At 64.7% G+C, this 15,383-nt stretch carries 21 protein-coding genes and 1 pseudogene; all 22 read left to right on the top strand.

Translation table 11 applies throughout. The features are described 5' to 3' along the window. Positions 1–58 precede the first annotated feature (58 nt). The 22 genes and pseudogenes from ABID19_RS14620 to ABID19_RS14515 all read left to right on the top strand — a co-directional run bounded on the left by ABID19_RS14620 (position 59) and on the right by ABID19_RS14515 (position 15,373). Positions 59–475, top strand: coding sequence for a hypothetical protein (locus ABID19_RS14620; RefSeq protein WP_354491468.1), 417 nt, complete (start codon positions 59–61; stop codon positions 473–475). Between the two features lie 594 nt (positions 476–1,069). Continuing rightward, positions 1,070–1,393, top strand: a complete 324-nt coding sequence (locus ABID19_RS14615) for a DUF736 domain-containing protein (RefSeq protein ID WP_354491466.1) — start codon at positions 1,070–1,072, stop codon at positions 1,391–1,393. Positions 1,394–1,583: 190 nt separating this feature from the next. After that, positions 1,584–1,838: a helix-turn-helix transcriptional regulator gene (locus ABID19_RS14610; protein ID WP_354491465.1), complete on the top strand. Its 255-nt coding sequence runs from the start codon at positions 1,584–1,586 to the stop codon at positions 1,836–1,838. A gap of 126 nt (positions 1,839–1,964) precedes the next feature. Beyond that, positions 1,965–2,228 carry a DNA -binding domain-containing protein gene (locus tag ABID19_RS14605; protein WP_354491464.1) on the top strand — a complete coding sequence of 88 codons (264 nt, stop codon included), beginning with the start codon at positions 1,965–1,967 and terminating at the stop codon, positions 2,226–2,228. 99 nt (positions 2,229–2,327) lie between these two features. Further along, positions 2,328–2,669 (top strand): transcriptional regulator domain-containing protein, encoded by a 342-nt coding sequence (locus ABID19_RS14600; protein ID WP_354491463.1) that lies wholly within the window; start codon positions 2,328–2,330, stop codon positions 2,667–2,669. Next, positions 2,617–3,120: a DUF2285 domain-containing protein gene (locus tag ABID19_RS14595; RefSeq protein ID WP_354491462.1), complete on the top strand. Its 504-nt coding sequence runs from the start codon at positions 2,617–2,619 to the stop codon at positions 3,118–3,120. Before ABID19_RS14600 ends, ABID19_RS14595 begins: the two co-directional genes overlap by 53 nt. A gap of 129 nt (positions 3,121–3,249) precedes the next feature. After that, positions 3,250–3,531, top strand: coding sequence for a helix-turn-helix transcriptional regulator (locus tag ABID19_RS14590; protein ID WP_023760172.1), 282 nt, complete (start codon positions 3,250–3,252; stop codon positions 3,529–3,531). A gap of 20 nt (positions 3,532–3,551) precedes the next feature. Further along, positions 3,552–4,694 (top strand): annotated as a pseudogene (locus ABID19_RS14585) (replication initiator protein A). Beyond that, positions 4,691–5,329 carry a ParA family partition ATPase gene (gene parA, locus ABID19_RS14580; RefSeq protein WP_354491460.1) on the top strand — a complete coding sequence of 213 codons (639 nt, stop codon included), beginning with the start codon at positions 4,691–4,693 and terminating at the stop codon, positions 5,327–5,329. The pseudogene ABID19_RS14585 and the gene parA overlap by 4 nt, the downstream one beginning before the upstream one ends. Beyond that, complete coding sequence (locus ABID19_RS14575; RefSeq protein WP_354491459.1) at positions 5,326–5,580, top strand: hypothetical protein; 255 nt, start codon at positions 5,326–5,328, stop codon at positions 5,578–5,580. Before parA ends, ABID19_RS14575 begins: the two co-directional genes overlap by 4 nt. Continuing rightward, positions 5,577–6,095 (top strand): DUF2840 domain-containing protein, encoded by a 519-nt coding sequence (locus ABID19_RS14570; protein ID WP_435528724.1) that lies wholly within the window; start codon positions 5,577–5,579, stop codon positions 6,093–6,095. The genes ABID19_RS14575 and ABID19_RS14570 overlap by 4 nt, the downstream gene beginning before the upstream one ends. Continuing rightward, positions 6,092–6,637 (top strand): S26 family signal peptidase, encoded by a 546-nt coding sequence (locus ABID19_RS14565; protein WP_354491458.1) that lies wholly within the window; start codon positions 6,092–6,094, stop codon positions 6,635–6,637. The genes ABID19_RS14570 and ABID19_RS14565 overlap by 4 nt, the downstream gene beginning before the upstream one ends. Before the next feature lie 43 nt (positions 6,638–6,680). After that, positions 6,681–7,019 (top strand): DUF736 domain-containing protein, encoded by a 339-nt coding sequence (locus tag ABID19_RS14560; protein WP_354491456.1) that lies wholly within the window; start codon positions 6,681–6,683, stop codon positions 7,017–7,019. 4 nt (positions 7,020–7,023) lie between these two features. After that, positions 7,024–7,788, top strand: coding sequence for a lytic transglycosylase domain-containing protein (locus ABID19_RS14555; protein ID WP_354491454.1), 765 nt, complete (start codon positions 7,024–7,026; stop codon positions 7,786–7,788). Continuing rightward, positions 7,785–8,036 carry a hypothetical protein gene (locus ABID19_RS14550; protein WP_354491453.1) on the top strand — a complete coding sequence of 84 codons (252 nt, stop codon included), beginning with the start codon at positions 7,785–7,787 and terminating at the stop codon, positions 8,034–8,036. The genes ABID19_RS14555 and ABID19_RS14550 overlap by 4 nt, the downstream gene beginning before the upstream one ends. A gap of 3 nt (positions 8,037–8,039) precedes the next feature. Next, positions 8,040–9,812: a relaxase/mobilization nuclease domain-containing protein gene (locus ABID19_RS14545; RefSeq protein ID WP_354491452.1), complete on the top strand. Its 1,773-nt coding sequence runs from the start codon at positions 8,040–8,042 to the stop codon at positions 9,810–9,812. 371 nt (positions 9,813–10,183) lie between these two features. After that, positions 10,184–10,933 carry an HAD-IIA family hydrolase gene (locus ABID19_RS14540; protein WP_354491451.1) on the top strand — a complete coding sequence of 250 codons (750 nt, stop codon included), beginning with the start codon at positions 10,184–10,186 and terminating at the stop codon, positions 10,931–10,933. 230 nt (positions 10,934–11,163) lie between these two features. Continuing rightward, the gene (locus ABID19_RS14535) at positions 11,164–13,155 is read left to right on the top strand and encodes a conjugal transfer protein TraG (protein WP_354491450.1); all 1,992 of its coding nucleotides are present in this window, start codon (positions 11,164–11,166) and stop codon (positions 13,153–13,155) included. Between the two features lie 9 nt (positions 13,156–13,164). Continuing rightward, on the top strand, positions 13,165–13,611 hold the full coding sequence (locus ABID19_RS14530; protein ID WP_354491449.1) for a ribbon-helix-helix domain-containing protein: 447 nt from the start codon (positions 13,165–13,167) through the stop codon (positions 13,609–13,611). A 168-nt stretch (positions 13,612–13,779) separates the two neighbouring features. Beyond that, positions 13,780–14,763, top strand: coding sequence for a P-type conjugative transfer ATPase TrbB (trbB, locus tag ABID19_RS14525; protein WP_354491448.1), 984 nt, complete (start codon positions 13,780–13,782; stop codon positions 14,761–14,763). Further along, on the top strand, positions 14,760–15,092 hold the full coding sequence (locus tag ABID19_RS14520) for a TrbC/VirB2 family type IV secretion system protein (protein WP_354491447.1): 333 nt from the start codon (positions 14,760–14,762) through the stop codon (positions 15,090–15,092). The genes trbB and ABID19_RS14520 overlap by 4 nt, the downstream gene beginning before the upstream one ends. After that, positions 15,092–15,373 carry a VirB3 family type IV secretion system protein gene (locus tag ABID19_RS14515; protein ID WP_354491445.1) on the top strand — a complete coding sequence of 94 codons (282 nt, stop codon included), beginning with the start codon at positions 15,092–15,094 and terminating at the stop codon, positions 15,371–15,373. The genes ABID19_RS14520 and ABID19_RS14515 overlap by 1 nt, the downstream gene beginning before the upstream one ends. Positions 15,374–15,383 lie beyond the last annotated feature (10 nt).

Below are 15,383 nucleotides of genomic sequence, written 5' to 3'. Positions count from 1 at the left end.
AAACCGTCAGACCTTTTCTCACGGAGACGACCACCATGATCTTCCTCGGCATCCTCCATTGCATGCCGGTATCGGATTCCTTTGCTGGCTCCTGTTCACGCTCGCTGTCTACGCGCTTCCGTTCTTCGTGGGCGTGACCGCCGGAATGTGGACCTTCGGCACCGGCGCGGGTCCGCTCGGCGCGTTCGTCGTCGGCATCGCCGCCGCCGGGGCGACGCTCGCGGTCGGCCAAATCACCTTCACATGCGTTCGCCCGGTCTGGGCTCGCCTTGCGGTCGCGCTCCTCTTTGCCGCACCAGCATCGGTCGCCGGCTATCACGCGACACATGGTCTTGCGACGCTCGCCGTGCCGTCCGTGGGCTGGCAAATCGCTTTCTCGATCGTCGGCGCAATCGCCGTCGGCATTGCCGCTTGGGTTCGGTTGCTGGCGGTGGCACCGCCCGAGCCAGCCATGCGAGGCGTCGCTCGCGGCTAGGCGCCATTCGGAGCGTGAGGGCGGCCGGGACAGCACGGATCACTACCAAGCCGCCCCTCACTGCGTCAGGGCCACGGACGGAGCGTTCAAGCCGAAGGGGTTCCACCCCCACGGCACAGACGCAAGCAGTGCCCCCCGTCTGGCATTGACCGCTATGACAACCTCGAGCGGTCGTTGATCGCAGATGCAACGGCGGTCTCCTCCCTGGGAGCGCTCATTCAGGTGCCATCGCGGATATGGTCGAAAAGCGGGCTGAGCGCCGTCGAGCAATGCCGGCTATTTGAAGTTACCGATAGTCGCCATGTTCTCGCTCGAGATCCTCTTGCAGGTCGACCGCTCCAAAACGGCCTCATCAATGGCCTGATCTGACCGAAGGTCGGCTACGCCTCGACCGCCTATGCGGCAATGGCGCCGATCGACTTTCTTCCCCTGCCGGCTGTGCCGTCATTCCTCGCGAAACAACAAAGTCGACTGGCTGCCATCCTCCGCTGAAGCTGCGGCCGCAAGCGATGCCGCGTCGATCGCCTCCGGCCTGCCGATCGCCATCGAGGCCGCAATGGTGCGGGCTCGAAGCAGAGATCAAGGAGAACTACCATGGCGACCATTGGAACCTTCAAAAAGTCCGGCAACGAATTCACCGGCGAAATCGTCACCCTGAGCCTTCAGACCAAGAACGTCCGCATCGTCCCCGAGAGCCGCCAAATCGGCGAGAACGCCCCAAGCCACCGCGTCTTCGTCGGCCGCGCCGAGATCGGCGCCGCCTGGTCCAAAACCTCCCACGAGGGCCGCGACTACCTCGGCCTCAAGCTCGATGACCCGAGCTTCAACGCCCCGATCTACGCCAACCTCTTCGACGACGAGGAAGGCGAAGGCTTCAGCCTCATCTGGTCCCGCCCCAGCCGCCGTAACGGCGAGTAGGCAGTCTGAACAACGCCCCGCCCGGACACCGGGCGGGGCCAAGCCCTTTTTCGGGCGACCGAATCAGTTCGGGCTCAATTCCCCAAAAGCCTGCTTCGCGTGGCACTTTTTTCTCGCTATGTCAGTCAAGAACGACTATTTTAGCCGTAGTTCTGGCGTGCGCATTTAGGTCTGTAGGAGGTGGTCATGCATGATCACCGCCCGACAGACGCGGGCCGCGCGCGCGTTGCTTGGTTGGACGCAGGAGACGCTCGCTGAGAAGGCCCTGGTATCGCTGACCGCGTTGAAGCGCCTTGAGTCTGAGAACGACTTCAAGGTGTACGAGACGACACGCGATCAGGTGCGCCGGACCCTTGAGAGCAGCGGTATCGTCTTTCTGTCCTCCGACCAAGGGGAAGGAGTGATGCTTGTTCGTGCGAAGATCGATTCCCCGCGTTCGTCCTAGCCTCTCGCAGACGGGCGGCGATGCGCCGCGCGCATCACGCGATGCCTTCGTGCACTCGCGCATTCACCTGCCAGCCGATACTGCTAACGATGATGGAGACGCTGCGATGGCTGGCGGGAGATCGGCGTGACACAAGAAGCGTTTCTGGACCAGCCACCGGAGAGCCAAGAGCTCACCAAGTACGATCGCGAGCACATGACGCTGTATATGCGCCTTCTCGACGCGGCGGCGGACGGCGCCGACTGGCACGAGGCGGTTTCGATCCTCTTTGGCCTAAATGCTGACCTCGAACCCGAACGAGCCCGCCGCGTCTACGACACCCATCTTGCCCGCGCACGCTGGATGACAGAGCACGGCTACCGCAAGCTTGTTCGCGAGGGCCGTCACTAGCTCGACCGCGATGCAACGCCCGCATCGCGCGTTGTCCACGTGAGGGCTTCCCGAGGTCTTCCCATCCGGCAATCGTGTCGCTCCCAGCATTTACGAGACATGCACGCTCGGAGGACATTGATGCGGCCGGACACATCACAGTGGCGATCCTCGTCGACGTATGACTACCTCGACGACCTTGTCGCCGCCGACCTCGCATGGGAATGGCTGCGCCGTAATGCCGATTATCAGCGCGACTACGCCGAAATCGAACACTCCGATGCGGACCGTGAGGGCCTGGCGAACATGCTTCGAATGCGCTGGGGGCTGCGATTTCCCTGTCCACCCCACTTTCAGTGCCATCGAGACAACGGTGTTCTGGGCGCCGGAAGCCGATCCGGGCACAGTCATGCTCACAGCGATCCCGGCATTGCCGGGTTTGGACAGCGTTGCACCACCTAAACTCGATCCGCGCAACGCGCAGTTCGGCCCTGAGGGGCTGAGCATTGTTCATGGCGAGGGTGCCGCCGCCATCCGCCTTCTGGTGCTCGGCGATGCGCGGCCCGATCAGCCGCTGGCGGCCCTTGTTCCGCTTGACGCCAACGGCCTCGATCGCATCGACGCCGTCACGCGTCTCTGGCGCTCGCTGCATAGCCGTCGCGTCTTCCCCGATACCCGCCAGACGGCTCAGCAGCGCCGCAGATTGCGCCACATGCTGCAGGCCGTCGACGGCAGCATGAACGGCGCGAGCTACCGTGAGATCGCAAGCATCATTTACGGCGCGCCGCGCGTCGCAGCAAATTCCTGGAAGACGTCGGCGCTTCGAGACAGCACCATAGACCTCGTCAAGGACGGCCGCGCCATGATCGCCGGCGGCTATCGCAAGCTCCTGCGCCATCGCCGCAGATCCTGACACGCTCCGGGGGGGTGCGAATTTAGCTCACCCTTCTTCGCCATTCCCCCTCGCGACGCCTCTCCGCCACCGTGGCCTTCGTCCGCCGCTGATCGCCAGCGGCCTCAATGAACCCACGGAGGCCCGATCATGTCCGCCAACCTCACCGGCTTGCCGCCGCGCTTTCTGCGTACTCCCGAAGCTGCTCGATTCCTGGGTCTGTCCGGCCGCACCCTGGAGAAACACCGGACCTACGGGACCGGCCCATCCTATCGAAAGCTCGGCGGGCGGGTTGTCTACGCGATCGACGACCTGCAGGCCTGGGCGGACCGGGGCGCCGTTACTTCGACCTCCGATCCCCGCGGCACTGTTCTTCCCGCAAAGCGCCATGAGGCCGTGACGCCTGTCGTCGCTGGCCGTCACGCCCGCTGACCGTCGCGCCGGTTTCCTCAATGCCGGTGCGCCGTCGCCCCATGTCGGAACGTGGACAACTCCAACTGTTCCGTGCGCGCGGCAGCGATCTCGCACCCCGAGACACGCAGGATCTCATGGCCTATCCTTTCTTCAGCCTCTCCAAATCCCATCGGATACAGCCCATCGACTTCTCCGCCGGGGACGTTGTCATCCGCGTCGAAGCCGTGCCCGAACATGGTATGGCGACCATCTGGGACGCGGATATCCTGATCTGGGCCGCAAGCCAGATCGTCGAGGCGCGCGACGCCGGACTCCGCACGTCGCGCCTGATGGCAGCGACGCCCTACGAAATTCTCACCTTCATCGGACGCGGCGTCGGCGCTCGCGACTACCAGCGCCTGAAGGCGGCGCTCGATCGCCTGCAAGCGACAACGGTGGCGACGACGATCCGCCAGCCCGCGCAGGGTCGTCGGCACCGCTTCTCGTGGATCAACGAGTGAGTCGAGCGCACGGATCGGCGCGGGCGTCCCGCCGGCATCGAGTTGATCGTCCCCGACTGGTTCTACAGGGCGGTCCTCGACGAGGCCCTCGTGCTCACCATCGATCGGGACTATTTTTCGCTGACGGGTGGGCTCGATCGCTGGCTCTATCGGCTCGTGCGCAAACATGGCGGCCGCCAGCGCGCCGGCTGGCGCTTCGACTTCCGCCATCTCTATCTGAAGTCCGGCAGCCTTTCGCCCTTCAAGCGGTTTTCCTTCGAACTGCGCGATATCGTCCGTCGCCAGCCGCTGCCCGGTTACACCCTTTTCATCGAGGTCGAGATCAGCGGCCGGGTGCTGCTCGCCTTCGAGCCATCTCCGGAGGCGAAACCTGTGCACGGCCTCGTGCTATCGGGGACCCGCACTATCGTGCCATCGGGAACCGGGGTCTCGTGCTATCGGGAACCGAAACAGGAGTTAACCCACTGCACGGCAAGCGAAACCAGCGCACTTAACTTAGAATCTAACATAGAATCTAACTCTGATAGCGCGAGAAGCGCTTTTGAAAGCTCTGCCGAAGACGGCAGTCACGGCGAAAAGCAGACGCTTCAGCCCCACCTCCCCTCGCATACGTCTTTCAGTAAATCCGGTGTTCCGACACCTGAACTTCCCCTCGAACCTAAGCCGCGAGGGGCAAAATGATCGTAGCGCTCCTCAACCAGAAAGGCGGCGTCGGCAAGACGACGCTGGCGCTGCATCTCGCCGGACAATGGGCCAGGACGGGAAAGCGCATCACGCTGATCGACGCCGACCCGCAGGGTTCGGCGCTCGATTGGTCGCAACAGCGGGCGCGCGAAGGTCTGCCGCGTCTGTTCGGAGTTGTCGGCCTGCCGCGTGACACGTTGCATCGCGAAGCGCCCGAGTTGGCCCGTGGTGCCGATCATATCGTCATCGATGGGCCGCCCCGTGTCGCCCCGCTGATGCGCGCGGCGCTCCTCGCCGCCGATCTTGCGCTTGTCCCGGTTCAGCCGTCGCCGTTCGACGGCTGGGCGTCAGCCGAGATGCTGGTGTTGATCCGCGAGGCACGGATCTACCGCCCCGAACTTGCTGCGCGCTTCGTGCTGAATCGTTGCGCCACGCGTACCGTCATCGCCCGCGAAACGGCCGAGACCCTGGCCGATCACGATCCGCCGGTGCTCGCCACGACCATCGGCCAGCGTGTCGCCTTTGCCGATGCCGCACAATCGGGTCGCCTCGTCTTTGAGACAGACGAGGATAGCCCGGCTTCACGCGAGATTGTGGCCTTCGCCGCCGAGGCCGGGAGGATCGCACCATGATTCGGCGATCCCCGAAGCGCGGCTTCGCCGCACGTCCCGGCACCGCCGAGGACTGGATCAAGGAATCCGAGATAGCGCCGGGTCGAAGCAGTGACGGCTCCGCTTTCATCGCCCGGCTGACGATCGACGTCACACCCGAGCTGCGCGGTCGCATCAAGATCGTCGCCTTCCAGCGCGGGCGGACCGTCGCCGAGATGCTGCGCGACCTGCTCGCCCGCGAATTTCCCGAAAGCCAAGGAGACACTCCGTGACCCCAAACCAGACGCCTCGTATGCGCGGCGGCCGACAGCCCGACGGCGCCATACCATCCACAACCCTCGTTGAGCTGACGTGGATCGAGAAGAGGATCGAGCACTGGATCAGGTTCGGCCACAAGGTTTACGAGCAGGTTCTCGACCAACGCCACCGCGTCGTCGGGTTTGCGCCCAACACGACCTTCGCCTTCGTCCGCTGGGCGGCGAACGACTTCGGCACGATCATCTCGCGCATCGATATCCTGCGCACGGTTCGTGACGGCGAACCGTTCCAGACGCTCCCCTTCGTCAGACCTGGCGGCGATATCCTGCTGAAAGTCGACCGCTGGCCGAAGGTCGAGCGCGTGCTGCAGGCGATTGACACCATTGAGGCGCTCGGCATCGATCCCGTCGATGTCGCGCCCGACCATTGGCGACACGTCCACAACCGTCTCAACGCCGGCCACGAGCCCCGCCCCTACTCCCGCGAGCGTCATCACGCCTGGCTTCAGCGCAGCAGGACCGAACCATGACGCGGTTCGGCTACGTCATGACGACATACTTCGCCGTGCTCGCGATCGGCGGGTTGTCGTTCATCCATGTCACCCCGAAGCTGATCTGGAACGCTTCAGCCAGCACGCCGATCGGTCTCTACCGCATCCGCCCGGCAGGGCGGCTTGCTGCGGGCGATCTTGTCACTGTCGATGCTCCGGAACCACTGGCGAGCTTCCTTGCCGACAACGGCTACCTGCCGCGCGGTGTGCCGCTGATGAAGCGCGTCGCTGGCCTTCCTGGACAGGAAGTCTGTCGCGCCGGCAGCACCATCACGGTCGACGCAATCGAGATGGGCACGGCCCGCGAACGCGACCGGCTCGGTCGACCGCTGCCGGCCTGGCAGGGCTGCCGTCGCATCCCCAGCAGCGAAGTCTTCCTCATGAACTGGGACGTTCGCGCCAGCCTCGATGGCCGCTACTTCGGGCCGATTGCGACCAGCTTGATCATCGGCCGCGCGGTCCCGCTGTGGACCGACGAGGACGGGACCGGCCGCTACGAATGGCGCGCTCCAACCCACTGATCACGCCTGAACCTCCAAGGCCGACCGCAGAAAGGAGTCTTCAATGCCACAGATCGGAGAGTTCACCCGCACGAAGTCCGGATATTCTGGCCACCTCCGCACGCTCACACTCGACGTCCAACTCGCGCTGGTTCCGGCCGAGCCGTCGGACGCCGAGAACGCGCCGGACTACCGCGTTCATCTCGGCGATGACGGAGATGGGCCGGAGGTTGGCGCCGGCTGGAAGCGCACCGGAGAGAAGGCCGGCGAGTACCTCTCGCTGCTGTTCGACGATCCCCTCTTCACGCAGCCAATCCGGGCCAATCTGTTCCGATCCGATGCCGATAATGCGTCGTGGTCGCTGCAGTGGAACGGTCCGCGCAGGCACGGCGAGCAGGATTGACGCCATGCCGATCGCTCGCGACCGCTCCGCCGCCGGCCTTCCCAAGGTCGCCTGCCGCCGCGCATTCCTCCTCCTTTCCGGGTTCCTTTCGGTCGCCGCATTGCCACCCGCCGCGGTCGCGCAGAATGCGCGGATCGAACGGACGGCTGCCGACGATCCCTACGCGGCTATCATCGCCGAGGCGTCGCAGCGCTTCGGCGTTCCGAAGAGTTGGATACGCGCCGTCATGCGCGCCGAAAGCCAGGGCGACGTCCGGGCGATCTCACCTGCAGGCGCCATGGGGCTGATGCAGATCATGCCAGACACGTGGACGGACCTTCGTCTTCGCCACCGTCTTGGCAGCGATCCCTACAGCCCGCGCGACAACATCCTGGCGGGCGCGGCATATCTGCGCGAGATGCATGACCGCTATGGTTCTCCAGGCTTCCTCGCGGCCTACAATGCTGGCCCCGGCCGCTACGAGGAATACCTCGCGGGCCGTCGTGCACTGCCAGCCGAAACCCGCGCCTACGTCGCCGCCCTCGCACCCCTTGTCGGAGGTGGAAAGATCGACCGCCCTTTCGTAGCCGAGGCCGTCGAGCGCAATAACTGGACGCGCGCACCGCTGTTCGCCTACCAGTCCGAGCACACGCCGGCTGTCGATCCTGCGCAGCGCGATGGCCGGCTCGATGACGCGCCAGCAGCTACTCCGGTGCACGATCTCTCCGCCATCTCGCCCCTGTCCGATGGCCTGTTCGTCGCCCGTCCTGGGTCTGGGGGCACGCGATGAAGAGTTTCGCAGGATCGCGCAGCGGCGCGTGGAGTGGTGGGGGTCGGACGGAATTGCAGGAGTGGCGAGGAAACACAACGGCAGGACGGCAAGATAAAAGAGGCTCGCCGGTCGTCATCCAAGCCATTGATATGGCTTGCTTTCCGGCGTGCCTGTCGGTCGGGGCGCGTGCCGCGCCTGAGGATTTTGGCAACGATTTCAACGCTGTTTCCGGCACCGTTCACTTAGCGCTTTCATTGGCGAGCTAAGCCATGAGCGACGGCGACGGCGACTTTCGCGCCCGGCCAGGACGCATCCGCAGCACCCGCGCGCCCAAGGCGAAGAGCTTCATCAACCAGGTGCTGCGGGCCGTCCAGCGCGCCGGCCACAGCGCGGGCCCGTCCGGCTCGACGCCGAGGAGCAGCCGCTCGCCGGTTCTGGGCCGCTCGAGTTTCGGCCGTGGCCGGATGAACTTCAGCCGGAACCGGCTCTTTTCCTCCAGTCGCCGTGTCGTCGTCGCCGCGCGGATTGCCCGGCATTCGGGCCGCGCTTTCCGCTCCGCCCCTTTATCCGCACACCTGTCCTATCTGAAGCGCGACGGCGTGACCCGCGACGGCGAAAAGGCGGTGATGTTCAACGCTGGCGGCGACCGCGCCGATGACGCAGCTTTCGCTGAACGCTCAAAGGACGACCGGCATCACTTCCGCTTTATCGTTTCGCCCGAGGACGCCGGCGAGATGACGGACCTTCGCGCTTTCACGCGCGACCTCGCGAAGCAGATGGAAGCCGATCTTGGCTCGCGACTCGATTGGGTCGCTGTCGATCACTGGAACACCGACAACCCGCACGTCCATCTGCTGGTACGTGGCGTCGACGACACCGGCGCGGATCTTGTGATCTCGCGAGACTATATCAGCCGTGGCCTGCGCTCGCGCGCCGAGGAACTCGTGGCGATCGAACTCGGACCACGACCCGAGCACGAAATCCGCAACGCCCTGAAGAAGGAGATCACAGCCGAGCGCTGGACGCGGCTCGATGTCGAGATCCGCATCGCGGCCGACGAGACTGGGTACATCGACCTGCGCCCCCAAGCACCCGGCGCCGCCGAACCCGAAAGCCGTCGCCTGATGATCGGCCGGATCCAGCATCTGGAGAAGATGGGCCTCGCCGCCCCGACCGGTCCCGGCGAATGGATGGTCGGCCTTGAAGCCGAGCGCTCGCTCCGCGACCTCGGAATGCGCGGTGACATCATCAAGACGATGCACAGCGCCTTAGCCGAGCGCGGCCAAGATCGCGGTGTCGCCGACTACGCGATAGACACAGGCGCGACAAGCGCACCGATCATCGGCCGGCTGGTGGACAAGGGGCTTCAGAACGAGCTGACCGGAGAGGCCTACGCGGTCATCGACGGCACCGACGGCCGTGCGCATCATGTCCGCTTCCGCGGCATCGAGGCGTTCGAGCACTCACCGCCGATCGGCGGCATCGTCGAGGTGCGTCGCTTTGGCAGGCCGGAGGACGAACGGCCGACGCTCGTGCTCGCAAACCGCTCGGACTTCGACCTAAACCGCCAGATCACCGCGCCGGGCGCGACATGGCTGGATCATCGCCTCGTCGAGCGCGAGCCGATGCCGCTTTCGCTGGCCGGTTTCGGCCGCGAGGTGCGCGACGCCATGACAGCCCGTGCAGACCATCTCGCCGAGGAGGGGCTCGCCCGACGACAAGGCCAGCGTATCATCCTGCAGCGCGACCTCCTCAACACGCTGAGCCGTCGAGAGTTGGATGCCGCCGCCGCGCGGCTTTCGGCCGAAACCGGCCTGTCGCACATGAAGGCGACCGCCGGCGATCATGTCGCCGGAGTTTACCGTCAGCGCCTCACGCTGACGTCGGGCCGCTTCGCAATGATCGACAACGGCCTCGGCTTCCAGCTCGTGCCGTGGTCGCCTCCGCTCGAAAAGAAGCTCGGCCAGCATATCGCCGGCGTCGCCCGGGATGGCGGCGGCATCGAATGGAGCTACGGCCGTAAACGGGGGCTTGGTTTCTAACTTACAAGGCTGCGAAATCAGGGAACCCCCACCATTCACTGTCGCCAGCGGAACGGACCCTTCAAGGGTGCAGGATGGCAGGCGTTGGCCGATCACGGTCCGTCTATCGCAGACATGCCTCGCATATGCAAAGCATCCACGCAGCGGCTGGGCCAGCGCGCCCGGCGACCGGACTACGTCGCCGACCTTTCTTCACGCTGCGACATCCCGTTACCGCACGAGCGATTAGGTACCCTTCCCCCAACGTTCTGAATGAGTATTTTGCCGGCACTTTCGCGAATTACCACACTGACACAGCACGTGCTCAAGCCGCAGATCCACCCAAAGACATCGAGGGTTGAGATACGATGATCATAGCGCACCTTCTCGACATGGACGGGGTTCTGGTCCGCGGCGGCCAACCAATTCCAGGCTCGGTCGACTATGTCGCGGCGCTGGTCGCCACTGGCAAGCCGTTTCAAATCTTCACGAACAACTCTCGCTTTACGCCGGAAGATCATGCCGAGCGTCTCACGGCGATTGGCTTCCCGGTAGCCCCTGAACACATCTACACCTCGGCACTGGCTACAGCGCGGTTCGTCGAGTTGCAAAAGCCCGGATCATCCGCCTATGTCATCGGCGACCATGGGCTGGTCGAGGCCTTGCGGTGTGCTGGCTGCCGGATCACGGAATTCAGCCCCGATTTCGTGGTCCTCGGAGACACCACTTCGTACCACTACAACCAGATCGCCGCTGGCGCCGAGCTTGTGGCAAAGGGCGCGTGGTTTCTTGCCACCAATCCGGATGCGACCGGCCCGACAGAGCGCGGATTCCATCCGGCCTGCGGCGCGGTTGCAGCACTGATCGAGAAGGCTACCGGCCGCCAGCCCTACTTCGTTGGGAAGCCGAACCCATTCATGATGCGAAGCGCGCTCGACCGGCTAGGAGTAAGTGCGGCCGATACGATTCTGGTCGGTGACAGAATGGATACGGACGTCGTCGCCGGATTGGAATCGGGCTTGAAAACAGCGCTTGTACTTACTGGTGTGAGCACGCGGGCTGACATGGAGCGGTTTCCATTCAGACCGGATCACGTAATCGAGCGCCTCGCCGACCTGGGCAAAGTCATCATGATGAAATGACACTCCCAAGGAGAACGCGAGATGGCTGCCGACGCCTGGGACGCTTCATAAGTGCGAGCGTTCCACTGCCTTCGCCGGCGGCTGACGGAGAGATGGGCCACCCCCCGCCTGCTCTTTCTCCTGTATATGTTCTCTAGTGTCGCCGGGACTGCGACCCGCGAAGATGACGCCTTGCAATCCTCTCCACAGACCACCGACCTTGATGGCATTTGCTGTCGAGGAGCCTGCTATTGTCCGCCACGAAAATTCTCTGGGGCCAGATCACGATCGTCTTCCTGATCGTGCTCGCCACGACATGGGCCGCAACGCAATGGACGGCGTGGAGGCTCGGCTTCCAGCCGCAACTCGGCGCGCCATTGTTCGAGCTGGCGGGCGTCCCATTCTACCATCCGCCGTCATTCTTTGCGTGGTGGTACTTCTACGACGCCTATGCGCCGCCGATCTTCGTCGAGGGCGCGTTCATCGCGGCCTCCGGCGGCTTAATCTCCATCGCGGTGGCGATCGGGATGTCGGTCTGGCGGGCGCGCGAGGCGAAGAATGTCGAGACCTACGGCTCGGCGCGCTGGGCGAAACCGAACGAGGTCAAGTCCGCCGGTCTGCTCGGCCCTGACGGCGTGGTGCTCGGCAAGCTCGATCGCGACTATCTCCGCCACGATGGACCCGAGCATGTGCTGTGCTTCGCGCCGACCCGATCCGGCAAGGGCGTCGGCCTCGTCGTGCCATCGCTCCTCACCTGGCCAGGTTCGGCTATCGTCCACGACATCAAAGGGGAAAACTGGCAGATCACGGCGGGCTTTCGCGCCAAGCACGGGCGGGTGCTGCTGTTCGACCCCACGAATGCAAAGTCCTCTGCCTACAACCCGCTTCTCGAAGTGCGCCGCGGCGAGTGGGAAGTGCGCGACGTCCAGAATGTCGCGGACGTGCTGGTCGATCCCGAGGGTTCGCTCGAAAAGCGAAATCATTGGGAGAAGACCAGCCATTCTCTGCTCGTCGGCGCGATCCTGCATGTTCTCTACGCCGAAACCGACAAGACGCTGGCCGGCGTCGCCGGATTCCTGTCGGATCCCAAACGGCCAATCGAAACCACGCTCGCGGCGATGATGACGACGCCGCATCTCGGCGATGCCGGCCCGCATCCCGTCGTCGCCTCTACGGCGCGCGAACTGCTGAACAAATCCGACAACGAGCGGTCCGGCGTGCTCTCAACGGCGATGTCGTTTCTTGGCCTTTACCGCGATCCAGTCGTTGCCGAGGTGACCCGCCGCTGCGACTGGCGCATCGCCGACATCGTCGCCGACCCCAGTCCGGCGACCCTCTACCTCGTCGTGCCGCCCTCCGACATCTCGCGCACGAAGCCGCTCATCCGGTTGGTGCTCAATCAGATCGGCCGGCGCCTCACCGAAGATCTTCATGCGAAGGACCGACGTCACCGTGTCCTGATGATGCTCGACGAGTTTCCGGCGCTCGGCCGGCTCGATTTCTTCGAGAGCGCCTTGGCGTTCATGGCGGGCTACGGCCTGAAAGCCTTCCTCATCGCACAATCGCTCAATCAGATCGAGAAGGCCTACGGCGCCAACAATTCTATCCTCGACAACTGCCATGTCCGCGTAAGCTTCGCGACCAATGACGAGAGGACGGCCAAGCGCGTTTCGGACGCGCTTGGCACCGCTACCGAAATGAAGGCGATGAGGAACTATGCCGGGCACCGGCTATCGCCCTGGCTCGGGCACCTCATGGTCTCGCGCGCGGAAACGGCGAGACCCTTGCTCACCCCCGGCGAGGTAATGCAACTCCCGCCCGGCGACGAGATTGTCATGGTGGCCGGTACCCCGCCGATCCGCGCTAAGAAGGCCCGCTATTACGAAGACAAGCGATTTAAGCAGCGCGTCCTGCCGCCCCCCGATCCGGCCAAGAGCGGCAGATCCGCGCGCAGAGACAACTGGTCAGCACTTGCGCCGCATAGGCCTTCGCCCGCGCTCCTGGCCGATGCTGGGGAGGCCCCGCAGGACACGGCCAATAGCGGCCTGCGGCGAGAACCCGAGCTGCCGGATCACGTCGCCATCGCGAGGGAGACCAGCGGACTGAGGTCGCAGGAAGAGTTCGCCATCATCGATGACGACGAGCCCGAAGACGCCGCCCGGCAGGGCCGCATCCTGCGCCAGCAGATGCGCGGCGTCGCCCGCCAGGTCGCGCTCGATCCCAACGACGGCATCGAGATGTGAGGCTCGATCATGCGCGACCGGATGAACGTCTATTTTCCGCCCGCGATGCTGAAGCAAATCGCCGAGCTTGCCGATCGCAAAAAGCTGTCCCGCTCGGCGATCGTCGAGGCGGCGGTCGCCTCCTTCCTGTCACCAGACGGCGCCGACCGGCGAGAGGCGGCGTTCACCCGTCGCCTCGATCGGCTCTCGCGACAGGTACAGCGCATGGAGCGCGATCTCGGTGTTACCGCGGAGACGCTAGCGCTGTTCGTCCGCTTCTGGCTGACCATAACGCCGCCCTTGCCGAACGACGCCCAAGCCGCGGCGCAAATCAAAGGCCGCGAGCGGTTCGAGGGGTTCATCGAAGCGCTGGGTCGGCGGCTGCAGAAAGGACAGAGCTTTCTGCGGGAAATTCCCGACGACATCGGCAGTGCCAGTTCGGCAAGCGACACGGGCGAGTCGGGCGATGAGCGCTGATTAGTCCTTGCAAACCGACGCCAGGCATCCGGCCCCTCGTCGTTTGCCTGTATTCATACGCTACACCACGACGCTGCATTGTAGTTGTTGCAAAGGCTCGATCCTTGTCTCTTCTAATCATCCCCGAGCCAGAACCGCCGCTGCGGTCCTTTGGCAAAAGGGGACGACATGGCGATTTCCTACCAGCAGTCTGAGGCGTTCAGCCGTGGCGCTCGCATGCTGCGCACGGCCCTTGGATCAGCCATAGCCAGATTTCTGGAAGACCCCGAAATAGTCGAGGTGATGCTCAACCCCGACGGGCGGGTCTGGGTCGACCGTCTTTCCCACGGGCTCGCTGATGCGGGCGAGCGGCTGTCGCCCGCCGACGGCGAGCGCATCGTCCGCCTCGTCGCCCACCACGTCGGCGCGGAGGTCCATTCCGGTAGCCCGCGCGTCTCGGCCGAGCTGCCCGAAACGGGGGAGCGGTTTGAAGGCCTTCTGCCGCCCGTCGTCGCGGCTCCGGCCTTCGCGATCCGCAAGCCCGCCGTTGCCGTCTTCACCCTCGGCGACTATGTGGACAGCGGCGTCATGACCGCCGACCAGGCCGAACTGCTGTGCGCGGCCGTTGCGGCCCGCAAGAACATCCTCGTCGCCGGCGGCACCTCGACCGGCAAGACCACGCTCACCAACGCGCTGCTGGCCGAGGTCGCCAAGACCTCTGATCGCGTCGTGCTGATCGAGGATACGCGCGAATTGCAATGTGCCGCGCCCAACCTCGTCGCGCTGCGCACCAAGGACGGCGTCGCCTCGCTTTCCGACCTGGTGCGCTCATCGCTTCGCTTGCGGCCCGATCGCATTCCCATCGGCGAGGTCCGCGGCGCCGAGGCGCTAGGTCTCTTGAAGGCGTGGGGCACGGGACATCCCGGCGGCATCGGCACCATTCACGCCGGAACCGCCCTAGGCGCGCTCCGCCGGATGGATCAGCTCATTCAAGAAGTCGTCATCACCGTGCCGCGGGCGCTGATCGCCGAAACCATCGACCTGGTGGCCGTGCTTTCCGGTCGCGGCTCGCACCGCCGTCTCGCCGAACTCGCCCGCGTCGAGGGCCTCGGCCAGACCGGCGACTACGTCATCACTCCAGCAACGCTCGAGCCCCAAGGAGATCGTCCATGATCCGTCACGCCCCAAATTTCCACCGTCACATCGTAACCGCCGCCTTCGTCACCTACGTCACTTTTCTTCTGGCGCCATCTGCCTATGCGGCCGGCTCCTCCATGCCTTGGGAAGCCCCGTTGCAATCGATCCTCGAATCCATCGAGGGGCCGGTCGCCAAGATCGTTGCGGTGATCATCATCATCGTCACCGGCCTGACGCTGGCCTTCGGCGACACCTCGGGCGGCTTCCGCAGGCTGATCCAGATCGTGTTCGGACTGAGTATCGCGTTCGCGGCCAGTTCCTTCTTCCTGTCGTTCTTCTCGTTTGGCGGCGGGGCGCTGATCTGATGAGTGGCGCCCTCGACCACAGTGGCGAAGTTCCGGGCTTCACAGCCCCGGTTCACCGCGCGCTGACCGACCACATCCTTCTCGGCGGCGCGCCACGCTCGATCGCCATCCTGAACGGCACGCTGGCGGCGGCACTCGGCCTTGGCCTGCGGCTCTGGCTGGTCGGCCTGTTGCTCTGGGCGATCGGCCATTTCGCTGCCGTCTGGGCCGCCAAGCGCGACCCGATGTTCGTCGATGTGGTGCGCCGGCATTTGCGCATCCCCGCCCACTTGAACGTCTGAGGCAAGGATC

Origin of the sequence: Mesorhizobium robiniae (assembly GCF_040545535.1) — a bacterium.
Classification (GTDB): domain Bacteria; phylum Pseudomonadota; class Alphaproteobacteria; order Rhizobiales; family Rhizobiaceae; genus Mesorhizobium; species Mesorhizobium robiniae.
This window is presented reverse-complemented; position numbering and strand designations above follow the sequence as displayed.